Source organism: Pseudarthrobacter sp. CC12 (assembly GCF_039907755.1).
Lineage (GTDB): Bacteria > Actinomycetota > Actinomycetes > Actinomycetales > Micrococcaceae > Arthrobacter > Arthrobacter niigatensis.
The window spans coordinates 14392-29763 of record NZ_JARDJH010000002.1; the positions used below are offsets into that span (position 1 = coordinate 14392).

Genomic DNA, 15372 nt, shown 5'->3' on the forward strand with positions numbered 1-15372 from the left:
CGCGGGAGCTTAGACCAGCGGCCAGGGGTAGCGCATCCCCGTGTGGTCAACCGGAAGCACCATGTCCCGCAACAGGTGCTGCACCCTTCGCTGAAGGGCAGCCACTTCGGCAGGGTGGAGCAGCCCGGCCACCTCGGCCGGAACAGCGCCGGCCAGTGGACGGATGTCCTCCAGCAGGTGGTCCGGAATGGGGTCGCCGGCGAAGTCCCAGATTACGGTGCGCAGCTTGAAGGCGGCGGAGAAGCACAGGCCGTGGTCGATGCCCCAGATCCGCCCGTCGGTTCCGCGCAGCACATGACCGCTTTTCCGGTCCGTATTGTTCGCCACGTAATCGAACAAGGCCATCCGGGCCAGGTCGTCGTGGGTCTCCGGAGCGTCGGCATACAGGGTGAAGTAGTGTTCCTGATGGTCCCCTTCGATGAACCACTGGAGCGACCCCACCCCAAGCGGGGCGTCCGCGCGCACCACCGTAGGGGGCACCATGCCCCAGCCCAGCGCTTCGCTCAGCTGGAACGCTGCGCACTCCCGGCGGTACAGGCCGGCGTCGAAATCCACCAGCGGCCGTTCTCCCGCCTCCGGCTTGTAGACGGCCCACGCCGAATCACCCTCGCAGGAAACCTCCGCGAGGAACGTGGCATTGCTTCCGCTCATGATGCGGCCCAGCAGCTCCACGCGGCCGTCGGTGAGGAGGGTCAGCTCCCGCGCGGACACCGCATGCCCCATACGCATCCCGGCCTGGTCACGGCGACCTCAGACCGCTGAGGGGTTCCGACGTCGAATTCACCGTGAGCACGGCCGGAGCCTGCCCGTCAGTGTAGGAGATCACAGAGACCGACGCCGGGCTGATCATGATCCGTTGGAAGAGGTCCAGGTGCGTGCCCAGCGCGTGGGCCACGGCCGCCTTGATGGGGTCGGCATGGGAGAAACAAACCACGACGCCACCGCGGTGGGCGGCCCGAAGATCGTCCAGCGTCGCAACCATCCGGGCCTGCATCCCGGAGAAGCCTTCCCCGTTGGGAAACCGGAACGCGGACGGGTTGTGCTGGACGGTCTGCCACTCCGGCAGCGCAGCCAGTCCGGCGAGGGCCGCGCCGGTCCAGTCACCGAAATCGCATTCAAGGAGCCCGGCTTCTTCCGTGACCGGCCGTCCGGTGCGCGCGGCTGTGGGCTCCGCAGTTTCCCGTGCCCGTTCCAGGGGCGATGAGTAGACCGCCTCCACTGGCAGGCCGGCGAGCCGGCCGGCAGCGGCGTCAGCCTGCGCCCGGCCGCGTTCGGAAAGATGCAGGCCGGGGGCCCGGCCCGGCAGGACGGTGCCGGTGGTGGGCGTCTCGCCGTGGCGGACCAAAAGAATCAGTGTGCTTTCTGTCACGGCTCAAGCCTAAGGCCAGCCGCACAGGAATCTGGCGGAATCCCTCGATAAGCCGCGGGGCGGGGCTTACCGTAGAGGGGTGACTGATCGCCCCGAAATTTACACCGTTGGTGAACTGCGTGCGGCCGGGTATGTCCTGAAGGACCTGAGGCATGAAATCCGGGACAACCTCCTCGCCGCCCTGGCTGCGGGGCGTGACCCGTGGCCCGGCCTGTACGGCTTCGGCCGGACAGTGGTTCCGCAGCTGGAGCGGGCACTGCTCGCCGGCCACGACATCGTCCTCCTGGGGGAGCGCGGGCAGGGAAAGACCCGCATCCTCCGCACCTTGGCGGGGCTGCTGGACGAGTGGTCGCCGGTCATCGAGGATTCAGAGCTGAACGAGCACCCCTTTGAACCCATCACCGAACAGTCACGCGCCCGGGCGCTGACCGAGGGGGACCGGCTGCGGGTGGCGTGGCGGCACCGTTCAGAGCGTTACGTGGAGAAGCTCGCAACACCGGATACGTCGGTGGCTGACCTCATTGGCGACGTGGACCCGATGAGGGTGGCTGAGGGCCGCCGCCTGGGGGATCCCGAAACCATCCATTACGGGCTGATCCCACGCTCCAACCGCGGCATAATTGCCATCAACGAGCTCCCCGACCTCGCTGAACGCATCCAGGTGGCCATGCTGAACGTCATGGAGGAACGCGATATCCAGATCCGCGGCTACGTCCTGCGGCTTCCGCTGGACGTGCTGGTGGTGGCCTCTGCCAACCCGGAGGATTACACCAACCGTGGCCGGATCATCACGCCGCTGAAGGACCGCTTCGGTGCGGAAATCCGCACCCACTACCCGATTGAGCTGGAAGACGAAGTAGCGGTCATCCGGCAGGAAGGGCGGCTGGTGGCCGACGTCCCGCCGTTCATCCTTGAAATCCTGGCCCGCTACACCCGGGCGCTGCGGCAGTCCCCTGCCATCAACCAGGCCTCCGGCGTGTCGGCACGGTTCGCCATTGCCGGGGCAGAAACGGTGGCGGCAGCGGCCCTGCGCCGGGCCAGCCTGCGGGGCGAGGACCAGGCAGTAGCCCGGATCATCGACCTTGAGCCCGCCGTGGAGGTGCTGACGGGCAAAATCGAGTTCGAATCCGGCGAGGAAGGACGGGAGGAGGGGATCCTGGACCACCTCCTCCGGACCGCCACCGCTGAAGCTGTCCGGGCCCACTTCCAGGGCCTGGACATGGGCCCCCTCGTGGCGGCCCTGGATGGGCACCGCACCGTCACCACCGGCGAACAGGTCACGGCACGGGAGTTCCTGGGCAACCTCCCGTCGCTGAACGGATCCGGCCTGTATGACGAAATTGGGCGCCGCCTGGGTGCGGCCAACGACGGACAGCGGGCCGCCGCCGTCGAACTGGCCCTTGAAGGGCTGTACCTCGGCCGGCGGATCTCCAAGGAGTCCGACGACGAGGAAACCATCTACGGCTAGGCACAGGAGGCACCATGGCCATCCACAAGAGGTCCGCCAGGTACGGCCGGTATGCCGGCGGTCCGGATCCGCTGGCCCCGCCCGTCGACCTGGCCGAGGCCCTGGACGCCGTCGCCGAAGACGTCATGGCAGGGTACTCGCCGCGGCACGCCCTGCAGGAGTTCCTGCGGCGCGGCGGACGCGACCGGGACGGCCTGGACGACCTTGCCCGGCGGGTGCAGCAGCGGCGGCGCGAGCTGCTGGGGCGCCACCGGCTGGACGGCACCCTGGACGAGGTGAAGAAACTCCTGGACACGGCCGTGCTGGAGGAACGCAAGCAGCTGGCGCGGGACGCCATGATGGACGACACGGACCGCGCCTTCCGCGAGATGCAGCTGGAGAACCTGCCGTCCTCCACGGCGGCGGCTGTCAATGACCTGGCATCCTACGACTGGCAGTCGAGCACAGCCAGGGAAGCTTACGACCGGATCAAGGACCTGCTGGGCCGCGAAATCCTGGACCAACGCTTCGCCGGCATGAAGCAAGCGCTGGAGAGCGCCACCGATGATGACCGGGCGGCCGTGAATGACATGCTCCGGGACCTCAACGAACTGCTGGCAAAACACCGTCGCGGGGAAGATACCCAGGCCGACTTCCAGGAGTTCATGGCCAAACACGGCCAGTTCTTTCCTGAGGACCCGCAGTCCGTGGAGGAACTGGTGGACGCCCTGGCCCAGCGCGCAGCCGCGGCCCAGCGCCTCCTGCAGTCCATGTCCCCGGAACAGCGCGATGAGTTGATGCGGCTGTCCGCCCAGGCCTTTGGGTCGCCCGGGCTGATGGCCCAGCTCAGCGAACTCGATGCCAGCCTCCAGGCCCTGCGTCCGGGGGAGGACTGGTCGGGATCGGAACGGTTCGAAGGGCAGGAGGGCCTGGGACTGGGCGACGGCACCGGTGTGCTGCAGGACATCGCCGAACTCGACGAACTGTCGGAGCAGCTGTCCCAGTCGTACAACGGTTCCACGCTCGATGACCTGGACCTCGACGCCCTGGCCCGGCAGCTGGGCGAGAACGCCGCGGTGAGCGCCCGTACCCTGGCGGAGATCGAACGGGCAATGCAGGAGGGCGGCTACCTTCGCCGTGGCGCCGACGGTGACCTCAGGCTGTCGCCACAAGCCATGCGGCGGTTGGGGAAGTCGCTGCTGCGCGACGCCGCCAAGCAACTCTCCGGCAGGCAGGGAAGCCGTGACACCAGGATGGCAGGTGCCGCCGGAGAACAGACAGGATCCAGCCGGCAGTGGGAGTTCGGGGACGCCGAACCGTGGGACGTCACCCGCACCATGACCAACGCCATCCGGCGCACCATGGCCGACGGCGGGGACCCGGCCCGTGGCCTGCGCCTCGCGGTGGGCGATATCGAAGTCTCGGAGACGGAGGCCAGGACCCAGGCCGCGGTTGCCCTGCTGGTGGACGTCTCCTTCTCCATGGCTGCAGAAGGGCGGTGGGTTCCCATGAAGCGGACCGCGCTGGCACTGCACCACCTGGTCTCCACCCGCTTCCGCGGTGACCGCCTCGAACTCATCACTTTCGGCCGCTACGCCCAGTCCATGGACATCGGGGAACTCACGGCCCTGCCGGCCTTCCGCGAACAGGGAACCAACCTGCACCACGGCCTGCTCCTCGCCGGACGTTTTTTCCGCCGTCACCCATCCATGCAGTCGGTCCTGCTGATCGTCACGGACGGCGAGCCAACGGCGCACCTCCTGCCGGACGGGGACTCCTGGTTCAACTGGCCTCCGGACGCAGAGACCATCCGCGCGACGGTTGCCGAGCTGGACCGCCTTGGCCGCGCCGGCGTCCAGGCCACCTTCTTCCGCCTGGGAAGCGACCCCGGCCTGGAGCGGTTTATCCAGCGGATGGCCCGGCGCGTGGAGGGCCGTGTTGTCGCCCCGGAGGTGGGCGACCTTGGTGCGGCGGTGGTGGGGGAGTACCTGCGCGCCCACGTCCGCAGCTTCTATGGCGACGCCGGATGGGAGCTTTGATTTCTCCCATCGAGCCCGGCCTGCGAGATGAGTTCGGTCAGCCAGGGACGGTGTTCGCGGTGGAACGTCAGGCCCGCGGGCAAGCCCTGCACCGCGGCTTCGCTGCCAGTGATGTCGATAGTGATGCGGCCGCCGGCCAGGGGTGCGTTGGTGATGTGCAGGTTCCCGTAGGACTGGGGCAGGGCCGGATCCATCCAGAAACCGCCTCGGGAGACGTGGGCGTCATACCGCATCAGGCAGGTAATCAGCATGATCGGCGTGGTGGCCGCCCAGGCCTGCGGGGAGCATGCCGTGGGGTAGGGCACCGGCTGGGCAACCTGCTCCCGGCTGAAGCCGCAGAACAGCTCCGGAAGCCGGCCGCCGGAAAAGTCAGCGGCTTCAAGCAGTGCGGTGGCGATGCGCTGGGCCTCATCGACGAATCCGTACCGCATGAGTCCCGCCGCGATGATGGCGTTGTCGTGCGGCCATACGGAACCGTTGTGGTAGCTGGCCGGGTTGTAGGCGCCCATATTGGAGGCAAGGGTCCGGACACCCCAGCCGCTGAACATTTCCGGAGACATCAGCCGTTCAGCTACAAGCGGCACCTTGTCGTCGTCAACGATGCCACGCCACAGGCACTGCCCCATATTTGATGCGCAGGCATCAACCGGCCGTTTGCTTCCGTCCAGGGCAACTGCAAAGTAGCCGCGGTCCGGCAGCCAGAATTCCTCGTTGAACCGTTCCTTCAACCCTGCCGCCTCGGCGGTGAGCCGGGCTGCCAGGGGTGCATCCCCGGCATCAAATGCCATCCATGCCCGGGACAGGAGCGCTGAGTAGACGAGCGCCTGCACCTCGCACAGCGCGATGGGCGGTTCGGCGATGGTTCCGTCCGCAAAATTGATCCCGTCCCAGGAGTCCTTCCATCCCTGGTTGATGAGGGGCTGGTCGTTGAGGCGCTGGTACTCAACGAACCCATCGCCGTCTTTGTCGCCGTAGTTCCTGACCCAGTCCAGGGCGCGGTCGGCGTTGGGAAGGAGGGCGGCAATGGTGTCCTTGCCGGAGCCCCAGCGGCTTACCGAGGCCAGGGTCATGACAAACTGCGGGGTGGCATCCACGCTGCCGTAGTAGACAGATTTGCCGCCGAGCGCCAGCCCCGAAGACACCCCCAGCCGGACTTCATGCAGGATCTTGCCGGGTTCCTCCTCGCTCATCGGGTCAACCACCGTGCCTTGCCGGTCCGCCAGCGTCTGCAGGGTGCCCAAGGCCAGGGACGGGTCCACGGGAAGGGCCATTTCCGAAGCCCACAGCGAGTCACGACCGAACAGGGTCATGAACCAGGGGGCGCCGGCTGCCACCACGATCCGTTCCGGATGCTCGGGGTCTTCGATCCGGAGAGCGCCGAGATCGTCATAACTGCGCCGCAGCGTCCGTTCAATGGAACGGTTCGTCATCTGCAGTCTGGGGATTTTGGCAACCCATTCCTGGTGCCGCCGGTCACTCGGGGAGAGCCCGTGCCCGGCCGGGCGCCAAACGTTGTCCTGTCCTGCGGGTGCCACGCTCAGCCTCGTGGACCACTGGCCGTAGCCGGGAACCACGGCATGGTATGCCAACGCGCCGGCGGAGGCGACGGCGCCACGGCCCCTGACCAGGACGGCCTTCCGCAGGTCCTGCCAGGCCGCACTGATGATCAGCGAATCGCCGTCGGCTCCGCGGGTGACGTCCCAGCGCCGCTGGACCCTTGCTTCCTTCACCTCGAACAGGTCGGCAAAGTCCGAATCGACGCCGACGGAAACGTTGCAGGCGACGGGAAGGCCCGAGTAGTTGCGGATGGTGATTTCCTCGACCACTCCGGCTGCCACTTCACGCAGGCGCTCCACGATCAAAGGGCTGTCCGCGTACCCGTCGGCCCGGGGAACGCGGCCGATGAACAGTGCCCGGTAGGGTTCCTTCGTTTCCGCCGTCAGTGGTTCGAGCGGCGAGCCGTTCACCGTCATACTCCATCCGGACAGGATGCGGGTGTCCTCATGGAATACGCCGTGGGGCAGGTCCGGGTGGATGTCCCCGTTGGCGGCGGAGATGCAAAAACATGAGCCTTCCACCAAGGTGACGGTTCCCGCGCCCACCGGCCCCGCCGCTGTGTCTGAATTCCACCCGGCCATGTCCGCTCCTTTGACGGCTGCGATGCCTCCGGCGGGATAGACGCTACGCCTGTGGAAGGGCTGATGAAAGGGGAGGCGGCACCCTTGTACGTCCCGTCCGGTCGGGCATAACATGGCCGGCACATCGATGCCGATCAGTCCTGAGGAGGCAGCCATGGGCGCCGCACCAGCTGAAATGTCACCAGCGACACTGATGGTGGACCTGATCATCTCCCTGGACGGGTATGCCTCCGCCGAGGGGTGGCCCGGGTGGTGGGGACTGGAAGGGCCGGAATACCTGGCGTGGCTCGGCCAGGAGTCGGCAAAGGAGTACACCTTCCTCCTGGGGGCGAACACTTACCGGCTGATGTACGGAATGTCTGCGCAGGCCGCGGCAGACCGGTCCGGTTTCTCCGAGGAGGAGGGCGCCAGTCTCACCGGGCTGTCCGCCGTGCCGAAATTCGTTTTCTCCTCCTCGTTGCACGCGCCGCTGGACTGGCCGAACTCGACCTTGGTCACCGGGGACGCGGTTGAGGCGGTCCGCGAACTGAAGCGCACGCAAAAAGGGCCGCTGAGTACCCTGGGAAGCATCAGCCTGGCCCGGTCGTTGCTGGCGGCCGGTCTCGTGGACAGGTTCCGGCTGGTGATCTTCCCTGTGATCACCGGGGCCACCGGCCGGGAGCGGATCTACGATGGCTACCCTGATGTCCGGCTGGAGATGGTGCAGAGCAGGACGTTCGACGGCAGGCTCCAGCTTCTCGAGTACGTACCCACGGTGCTCACCGGGCCGCCGGGCACCCGGAAACAGTGATGCGCAGAAAATGCTTGAAGGTTGAAGTAAATTGGGCTACCTTTAAGTTCAAGTTTCAAGTATCCACTGCCCGCGATCCCGGAGGCTCTTTTGACCGTCGCCACCCATGCAGCCCCGCCGCCGGGTTCCCTCCCCTTGGCTACAGTCCGCACCAGCGTCACCGTGCCGCTGCGATTTCCTGACGGCTATGGCACGACGGCGGAGGTCCTCACCTTTCACGGCCTGGCGGACGGCAGGGAACACCTGCTGCTCGCCCTTGGACCCTGGGAACAGTCGCTGCTGGGACAGGGCTCCGGGGCCGGCGGCGCCGGCAGCGGGGCCCCGCTGGTCCGGCTGCACAGCGAGTGCATGACGGGTGACGTCTTCGGCAGCGAACGTTGCGACTGCGGACCACAGCTCCGGGAAGCCGTCGAAAGCATTGCCGCCACCGGGGGTTTCCTTCTCTACCTCCGGCAGGAAGGCAGGGGCATCGGCCTGTATTCCAAACTTGATGCCTATGCGCTGCAGGACCGGGGCCTTGATACCTATGACGCGAACCTCGCCCTGGGGCATGGTGAGGACGAGCGCGATTACACGGCGGCAGCCCAAATGCTCAACACCCTTGGCGCCACCACGGTTCGGCTGCTCAGCAACAACCCGGACAAGGCCAACCAGCTGGTTGCACTGGGAATTAATGTCCAGCAGCAGGTTCCCACCGGCATCCACCTTTCGGAGGCCAACTCCCGCTACCTTGCCGCCAAGCGCGACCGCACCGGCCATACGCTGGAACTTGGCCGCGCCGTTGACCATTCCGTGCAGCCCGCTGCCGGGACCGTGGCGGGCCTGCCGGACATGCCGGCCCGGGTCGCCGCGCTGGTTCCGGGGCTGCGCGCCAGGGCGGAAGAGGCCGACAGGCTACGCCGGCTGCCGGAGTTGACGGTACAGGAGCTGCAGGAGGCCGGCGTCTTCCGCATCCTGGCGCCCGCCGCTGTGGGCGGGTATGGGCTGGGTGCGCGCACCTATGCTGAAGTTGTCCGGGTCCTTGCCAGGGGATGCGCCTCCACCGCCTGGACTGCCGGCCACCTTGCCGAACACGCCTGGATGCTGGCCCGTTGGCCCCGCGCGGTGCAGGAGGAGGTCTTTGCGGGCGGCCAGGTACCCCTTGCCGCCGCGACGAGTGCCCCCGTGGGAATGGCGCGGAAGGTACCGGGCGGCTACGCCATTTCGGGCCACTGGAGTTTCGCCTCGGGTGTGATGCACTCGCGGTGGGCCCTGCTGGCCGTGCAGCTCAACGGTGCGCGGCTGCAGGCGCTGGTTCCTGTAGCCGACCTTGAACTGCTCGACGCCTGGCACACCGACGGGCTGCGGGGAACCGGCAGCAATGACCTCCATGCCGACGGACTCTTTGTTCCGGACCATCGCGTGGCGGAATGGGCACTGCTCAGCAGCCCGGAGAACCCCGGCAGCCTGATCCACCAGGACGCGCTCATCCACGCACCCATGGCCATGCTCCTGAATCTCGTGGCGCCCGCTGCGGCCCTGGGATCCGCCGAGTACGCCATGGAACTTTTCCGGGAGCAGCTCCTGGTGCCAAGGCAAAAGAACGGCATCGAAACGCGGCAGGCGGATTCAACCCTTGCCCAGGCGCGCTACGCCCGGGCGGCCGGGGCCTTGGCTGCGGCACAACTGCAGTGGCAGGCGGCCCTGTCCGTACTGCCCCCGGAGGGGCAGGCTGCTCCCGCATTGGCTGAGGATCAGCACGCCTCGTTCCGGCTCTCCCTCGCCCTCAGCGCCGAGGCCTCGCAGGAGGCGGTCCGGCTGGCGGTGGGCGGCTCAGGCGGCAGCGTGCACCGGCTCACGCACCCGCTCCAGCGCATCCAGCGGGACATCGGCGTGCTCCTGAACCACCCCACCCTGGGCATCGACGCCATCCTGGAGCAGTCGGGACGTGGCCTGCTGGGGCTGGGATTCAGCACGCAGTCCTTCTAGGCGCCACGGCCGGAGTCACGGCTCCTGCGCTGCGGACCAATTCCGTGTGAGGATCGAGGTATGCCCCAGCGCCTCATGCTGCTCGACACTGCCTCCCTGTACTTCCGCGCCTTCTACGGGCTGCCGGACACCATCCGCCGCCCTGACGGGACGCCGGTCAACGCCGTCCGCGGGTTGCTGGACATGATCGCCCGCCTCAGCACGGACTACCAGGCCTCCCACCTCGTGGCCTGTTGGGATGACGACTGGCGGCCGCAATGGCGGGTGGACCTGGTCCCCACCTACAAAGCGCACCGGGTGGCCCGGGCCGTACCCGGCGGCACGGACGTCGAAGTGGTGCCTGAGGGCCTGGAAGCGCAGCTGCCCATGATCCGCCGGGCGCTGGAGCTGGCGGGCATCGCCATTGTGGGCGCGGCCGGGCACGAGGCCGACGACGTCGTGGGCACCTACGCCAGCCACGCCAGCCTGCCGGTGGACGTGGTCACGGGAGACCGTGACCTCTTCCAGGTGTGCGACGACGCCCGCGGGGTGCGCGTGATATACACCGCCCGCGGCATGAAGAACCTCGAGGTCATCGTGGAAGAGACCGTCGTGGCCAAGTACAAAGTCCTGCCGCAGCAGTACGCGGACTATGCCACGCTGCGCGGCGATGCCTCCGACGGCTTGCCCGGCGTGGCCGGGATCGGGGAGAAGACGGCCGCGTCGCTGCTGCTCAAGTACGGCACTCTGGAACGGCTGCTGGAGGCGGCGGAAGCGGACGACGGCGGGGTGTCCGGTCCCGTCCGGGCCAAGCTTTCCGCCGCCGCGGCGTACCTCCAAGCAGCCCCCGCCGTCGTCCGCCTGGTGCGGGACCTCAATCTGCCCACCCTTGAACAGGCAGGCGCGCTGCTGCAGCCGGTGACCGGCGACCGGCGCTCCGAACTCGAGCAACTGGCCATCGACTGGAATCTGGGCGGCTCGGTCCGCCGGCTCCTCGCCGCGCTGGACCGGCGGGCGTAGCCCGCGGCCGGCGGGATGCCGATGACGCCGGATGTCCGGGCGTGACCTTTCGTTGCGGTCCGGGTCGGCGTGTTTCGGAAGGCTTTGGTGGCCCGGTTTGGTGATGGTTTGGTGGGGTAACGATCCAGACGAGAGGGCCCTCCATGACAGTCACATCAGATCTTGCTCCCCGCCGGCTTCGGGATATTTTCGGAACATTCGCCAGCGGCCTGACCGTAGTCACCGGTTCCACCCCTGACGGGCCGGCAGGCTTCACCTGCCAGTCCTTTGCGGCACTGTCGCTGGACCCTCCGCTCGTAACGTTCAGCCCGTCCCGCACGTCAACCACCTGGCCCGTGCTGCGGAAGGCCGGTTCATTCACCATCAACATCCTCCCCGCGGAACACCGGCACCTCGCCGGACAGTTCGCCCGCTCCGGGGCGGACAAATTTGCCGGCGTGGAACACGCATCCTCTCCGCTGGGCAATCCGGTGCTGGACAATGCGCTCGCCTGGATCGACTGCGACCTGCACGCAGAGTATGACGGCGGCGACCACACCATCGTGGTGGCGGCCGTGCGGCACCTCCATGCCCGCCAGGACGCCGAACCATTGCTCTTTTTCAGGGGCGCCTATGCAGGTCTTGAGCCGTTGGGCCACCTGCTCGAAGCCGCCCGCTGAAGCGGGTTCCGCAAAACCGCACCCTTGCGCCGCGCCCACGTGGTAGTAAGCTTACTGAGCAATACTAGTAAGCTTGCTGATTAAAGTGGATGGGAGCAGGAGCCATGGGCGCAATTTTCGGTACGGCCCTGTCACTGATGCTGACCGTGGGGGGGGCGGCAGTGGCCGCACTGGACGGCCCGGGCGCGGCCCGGCACTACCTCGCCGGCCACGTTCTGCTCGGAGTAGGAATTGGACTGATGATCGCCAACGCCATGCGGACGGCCGCCCGATTCCTCATGGCACGGCCCACCCAGCCGGCACACGGAACCATGGTGCCGGTGCCCGTGCCTTCCGTTGACGCGGCCCCGGTCACAGTCCTGCCCGTACGGTCCGCACCTGCCGTCCCGCTTCGGGGCAGGCATGCCGCCTGACCTGAAGCCGGCGGGGCCCGCGGTGGCCGCAGCGTCCACTCCAGCACCCCGCCGCCCGGTCCGCGCCCTGCTGGTTCTCTGCGGCGCCGTGGTCGCGTGCGCCCTCGTCGCAGGAGCGGCAGGAGCCCAGCCGGGCGGTACGGACGGCAATGTCCTGCGCGGTTTCCAGATCCGCGTGCTGAGCATCAGCCAGGCGGCGTCGGAAAACAGGATGGACGGCGCACTCGCCGCCCTGCAGGCGCTCGAGAAGGATCTCGGTGAAGCCGCCTCCGCAGGCCGGATTTCGGCCACCCGCTACCGCGGCATCGAGGAAGCCCTCTCTGCTGTTCGGGCAGATATCGCCACGCAGGTTGCAGCAGCATCCGCGTCCGCACCCGCCGTGGAGCAGGACACCCCCGTGGCGCCGGCGCTGGCTGACACCTCCCAGGAAGGGCCCGCCGCCGCGGAACCGGTAGTTCCGGCGGCTGCACCCGCACCCGCCGCCGCCAAGGACGCGCCCGGTTCAAAGCGATCGGACACCGCCAAGGAAGCCAGCGGCAAGGCCAAGGGCCAGGGCAAACCCTGACCCGGTCGGAGAATTCGGCCCAGGCCAAGGCAGAATGGACGGATGATTCCTCCTGACGGCAGCCCTGCCGCCGGCACCTTCAATCTTTCTGCCACCAGTGCCGGGCTCGCGTTCGAAGCCTCCCTGCCGGCACTCCAGCGGGCCTTGGCCAGGGGCGCCGTTGTTGTCCAGGCGCCCCCGGGGACAGGCAAGACCACGCTCGTCCCGCCGCTGCTCGCAAATCTGCATGCCGGTGACGGCCGCGTCATCGTCACGCAGCCCCGGCGTGTCGCTGCCCGGTCCGCCGCCCGCCGCCTCGCCGCCCTCGACGGAACAGGTATGGGCGGCCGCGTTGGTTACACGGTCCGCGGGGAACGCCAGGCCGGCCCCGGCACCCTGGTTGAATTCGTCACCCCGGGCATCCTGCTCCGCCGCCTGCTGGCGGACCCTGGCCTTGACGGGACGGCCGCCGTCGTCCTGGACGAAGTGCACGAACGCGGCCTTGAAACTGACCTGCTGGCCGGCCTGCTGGCGGAGGTCCGTGCGCTCCGCGGCGACCTCACGCTGGTGGCCATGTCCGCAACGCTGGATGCAACCCGGTTCGCAGCGCTGCTCCGCGATCCCGACGACGGGTCCCCGGCCCCCGTCGTCGGCTGCCCGGCGGTAAATTATCCGCTGGAAGTCCAGTGGCTCCCGGCTCCTGCCGCGCGGCTGGACGCAAGGGGAGTGACGCCCGCCTTCCTTGACCATGTTGCCGAGGCCGCCGCGGACGCCCACGTCCGTGCCCTGGGAAGAGACAGCGCCGTGGATGCGCTTGTGTTCCTGCCGGGCGCCCGGGAGGTCTCACGGGTTGCGGCGTCCCTCCGCGGCCTGCTGGGCAGTGCCGTGGATGTGCTGGAACTGCACGGCCAGGTGGCAGCGGCGGAGCAGGACCGGGCCGTCGCGGGCCGGCGCCCCGGCGACGCCCCGCGGATCATCGTCTCCACCGATCTTGCCGAATCATCCTTGACGGTGCCCGGCGTCCGGCTGGTGGTGGACTCCGGGCTGGCCCGGGAACCGCGGCGGGACTCAGGCCGCGGCATGAGCGGGCTGGTGACGATTTCGTGTTCCCGGGCGTCCGCGGACCAAAGGGCCGGCCGGGCCGCCCGCCAGGGCCCGGGCCTGGTGGTCCGCTGCTACTCGCAACAGGCCTATGGGGCAGCCCCCGCCCACGTCACGCCGGAAATCAACGTGGCGGACCTGGCCGGCGCTGCCCTCACCCTGGCATGCTGGGGTGCGCCCGGCGGAAAGGGCCTTGAGCTGCCGGACGCACCGCCCCGCGGGTCCATGGACGACGCCGTCGAGGTACTCAGGGAGCTGGGTGCGGTGACGGGGGAAGGGCAGGTGACGGCCGCTGGCCGCGCCTTGGCCGCCATCCCTGCCGATCCCCGGCTGGCCCGGGCATTGCTCGACGGCGGAACCTCCACCGGACGCCCGCTGGCCGCCGAGGTGGTGGCCGCGCTCACCGGGGACCACCGCGCTCCCGGCGGAGACCTGCCCCGGCTGCTTGCCCAGCTCCGCGCGGACAAGGGCACCGCAGGGCGGCGCTGGGCGGAGGAATCCAGCCGGCTTGCTGCCGTGGCGCGGCGGCAGGGAGCGGGGGCCTCGACCATTCCGGCAACCACCAGCGGCCCTGAAGCTGTGGGCGCTGTCGTTGCCCTTGCCTTCCCCGACCGCGTGGCCCGGCGCGTAGCCGGCAGTGCGGACGCGGGGCAATACCTGCTGGCCTCCGGTACCCGGGCCGGCCTGCCCGCAGGCAGCACCCTGTCAGACCACGAATGGCTCGCAGTGGCTGAAGTGGCGAGGGCTTCGGGCCGGGATGCTGCGGGCACCGGCGCTGTGATCCGTGCTGCCGCACCCGTGACGGCCGCCACGGCCGCCGCGGCGGCCTCGCACCTGCTGGCCGACACCGTGGACGCCGTGTTCGTGGGGGGCCGGCTGAGCGCGCGCAGGACCAGGCGGCTGGGCTCCATCAACCTGTCGACAGCACCGGCACGCCCCACCGCCGCGCAGGGAAGAATGGCCGTGGCGGCCGCGCTCCAGTCCGAGGGGTTGGCGGCGCTGAACTGGTCGGCGGCGGCGACCTCCTTGCGGCGCAGGCTTGACTTCCTGCACAGGGAGGCGGGAGAGCCCTGGCCGGATGTGTCGGACCCGGCCCTGCTGGACAGGCTGGACGAATGGCTTGGCCCGGAGCTTGAGGAGCTTGCAGCCGGGAAACCAGTGGGCTCAATCGACCTGGCCAACCCCTTGGGCCGCCTTATGCCGTGGCCGGAAGCCGCCAGGCTGGATGTGCTCGCGCCCGAAATCCTTGAGGTCCCCAGCGGCTCCCGGATCCGGATCGAGTACCCGGATCCGGGCGACGCCGGCGCCGCCCCTGTCGTTGCGGTGAAGCTCCAGGAGTGCTTCGGGCTGGCCGAGTCCCCGCGGCTGGTGGACGGCCGTGTCCCGGTCCTGTTCCACCTGCTGTCACCGGCCCGCCGGCCCCTCGCCGTAACGGCTGACCTGACCTCGTTCTGGGCCGGTCCCTACGGCCAGGTGCGTGGGGAAATGCGGGGCCGTTACCCCAAGCACCCGTGGCCCGAAGACCCGTGGTCGGCGCCCGCCACCGCGCGCACCAAACACCGCAAATAGCCGTGCTGTGGCGCCTGCCCCCGCGCTACGGCTGCTCGGGGATCCAGGACGGTGCCTCAACACCGGCGCCGGTCAGGTTGTCGCAGCGCACCAGTTGTGATCCGATCCGCTCCAGCGGGCACGGCACAAAGCTCGGCCCCGTGGCCTCGTCCGGGAATCCGAACGCTGGCCCGGCAGTGAACAGCGCGGCTACGAAGAGTAGGGCGGCAACGCCCTGGGTGCGTCGCGGTGAACGGAGTATGGCAGTCATGATCCGGCCTCCTTGGCTCATTGTTGGACTGACACCCACACTCTCCGCTGTCCTCCTTCCCCCCACATCCGGTATGCACCCTCAGA

General features: G+C 68.6%; 13 protein-coding genes. 9 read left to right on the forward strand and 4 right to left on the reverse strand.

Features of this window, described 5'->3' with window-relative positions:
- Positions 1 to 9: 9 nt before the first annotated feature.
- Both PV772_RS01680 and PV772_RS01685 read right to left on the reverse strand, forming a co-directional pair.
- Positions 10 to 711 (reverse strand): SCO1664 family protein, encoded by a 702-nt coding sequence (locus PV772_RS01680; protein ID WP_141161579.1) that lies wholly within the window; start codon positions 709 to 711, stop codon positions 10 to 12.
- Positions 712 to 739: 28 nt separating this feature from the next.
- Positions 740 to 1369, reverse strand: coding sequence for an MSMEG_4193 family putative phosphomutase (locus PV772_RS01685; RefSeq protein ID WP_141181510.1), 630 nt, complete (start codon positions 1367 to 1369; stop codon positions 740 to 742).
- Positions 1370 to 1448: 79 nt separating this feature from the next.
- Here PV772_RS01685 and PV772_RS01690 point away from each other — a divergent pair, with 79 nt between their 5' ends.
- A complete protein-coding gene (locus PV772_RS01690) occupies positions 1449 to 2837 on the forward strand; it encodes a sigma 54-interacting transcriptional regulator (RefSeq protein ID WP_141160552.1) in 1389 nt (462 codons plus the stop codon).
- 14 nt (positions 2838 to 2851) lie between these two features.
- On the forward strand, positions 2852 to 4855 hold the full coding sequence (locus tag PV772_RS01695; RefSeq protein WP_347885182.1) for a VWA domain-containing protein: 2004 nt from the start codon (positions 2852 to 2854) through the stop codon (positions 4853 to 4855).
- Here PV772_RS01695 and PV772_RS01700 read toward each other — a convergent pair.
- Complete coding sequence (locus PV772_RS01700; RefSeq protein ID WP_347885183.1) at positions 4828 to 6993, reverse strand: glycogen debranching N-terminal domain-containing protein; 2166 nt, start codon at positions 6991 to 6993, stop codon at positions 4828 to 4830. The genes PV772_RS01695 and PV772_RS01700 overlap by 28 nt on opposite strands.
- 154 nt (positions 6994 to 7147) lie before the next feature.
- Here PV772_RS01700 and PV772_RS01705 point away from each other — a divergent pair, with 154 nt between their 5' ends.
- The 7 genes from PV772_RS01705 (at position 7148) to hrpB (ending at position 15036) form a co-directional block, all read left to right on the forward strand.
- Positions 7148 to 7783 (forward strand): dihydrofolate reductase family protein, encoded by a 636-nt coding sequence (locus PV772_RS01705; RefSeq protein ID WP_141160550.1) that lies wholly within the window; start codon positions 7148 to 7150, stop codon positions 7781 to 7783.
- Between the two features lie 90 nt (positions 7784 to 7873).
- On the forward strand, positions 7874 to 9751 hold the full coding sequence (gene ribA / locus PV772_RS01710; protein ID WP_347885184.1) for a GTP cyclohydrolase II RibA: 1878 nt from the start codon (positions 7874 to 7876) through the stop codon (positions 9749 to 9751).
- Positions 9752 to 9811: 60 nt separating this feature from the next.
- The gene (locus PV772_RS01715) at positions 9812 to 10750 is read left to right on the forward strand and encodes a 5'-3' exonuclease (RefSeq protein ID WP_347885185.1); all 939 of its coding nucleotides are present in this window, start codon (positions 9812 to 9814) and stop codon (positions 10748 to 10750) included.
- Positions 10751 to 10893: 143 nt separating this feature from the next.
- Positions 10894 to 11409 (forward strand): flavin reductase family protein, encoded by a 516-nt coding sequence (locus PV772_RS01720; protein WP_141160547.1) that lies wholly within the window; start codon positions 10894 to 10896, stop codon positions 11407 to 11409.
- Positions 11410 to 11513: 104 nt separating this feature from the next.
- Positions 11514 to 11822 (forward strand): hypothetical protein, encoded by a 309-nt coding sequence (locus PV772_RS01725; protein ID WP_347885186.1) that lies wholly within the window; start codon positions 11514 to 11516, stop codon positions 11820 to 11822.
- Positions 11812 to 12387: a hypothetical protein gene (locus PV772_RS01730; protein ID WP_347885187.1), complete on the forward strand. Its 576-nt coding sequence runs from the start codon at positions 11812 to 11814 to the stop codon at positions 12385 to 12387. Before PV772_RS01725 ends, PV772_RS01730 begins: the two co-directional genes overlap by 11 nt.
- A 42-nt stretch (positions 12388 to 12429) precedes the next feature.
- The gene (gene hrpB / locus PV772_RS01735; protein WP_347885188.1) at positions 12430 to 15036 is read left to right on the forward strand and encodes an ATP-dependent helicase HrpB; all 2607 of its coding nucleotides are present in this window, start codon (positions 12430 to 12432) and stop codon (positions 15034 to 15036) included.
- 25 nt (positions 15037 to 15061) lie between these two features.
- Here the strand turns inward: hrpB and PV772_RS01740 are convergent, their stop codons facing one another.
- Entirely contained in the window at positions 15062 to 15286 is a 225-nt protein-coding gene (locus PV772_RS01740; protein WP_347885189.1) for a hypothetical protein, read from the reverse strand.
- Positions 15287 to 15372: the final 86 nt, after the last annotated feature.

Coding starts and splice junctions, on each gene's coding strand:
- PV772_RS01720 (WP_141160547.1), top strand. CDS start 10,894: ATGACAGTCACATCAGATCTTGCTCCCCGCCGGCTTCGGGATATTTTC.
- PV772_RS01740 (WP_347885189.1), bottom strand. CDS start 15,286: ATGACTGCCATACTCCGTTCACCGCGACGCACCCAGGGCGTTGCCGCC.
- PV772_RS01700 (WP_347885183.1), bottom strand. CDS start 6,993: ATGGCCGGGTGGAATTCAGACACAGCGGCGGGGCCGGTGGGCGCGGGA.
- hrpB (WP_347885188.1), top strand. CDS start 12,430: ATGATTCCTCCTGACGGCAGCCCTGCCGCCGGCACCTTCAATCTTTCT.
- PV772_RS01715 (WP_347885185.1), top strand. CDS start 9,812: ATGCCCCAGCGCCTCATGCTGCTCGACACTGCCTCCCTGTACTTCCGC.
- PV772_RS01705 (WP_141160550.1), top strand. CDS start 7,148: ATGGGCGCCGCACCAGCTGAAATGTCACCAGCGACACTGATGGTGGAC.
- PV772_RS01695 (WP_347885182.1), top strand. CDS start 2,852: ATGGCCATCCACAAGAGGTCCGCCAGGTACGGCCGGTATGCCGGCGGT.
- PV772_RS01730 (WP_347885187.1), top strand. CDS start 11,812: ATGCCGCCTGACCTGAAGCCGGCGGGGCCCGCGGTGGCCGCAGCGTCC.
- PV772_RS01725 (WP_347885186.1), top strand. CDS start 11,514: ATGGGCGCAATTTTCGGTACGGCCCTGTCACTGATGCTGACCGTGGGG.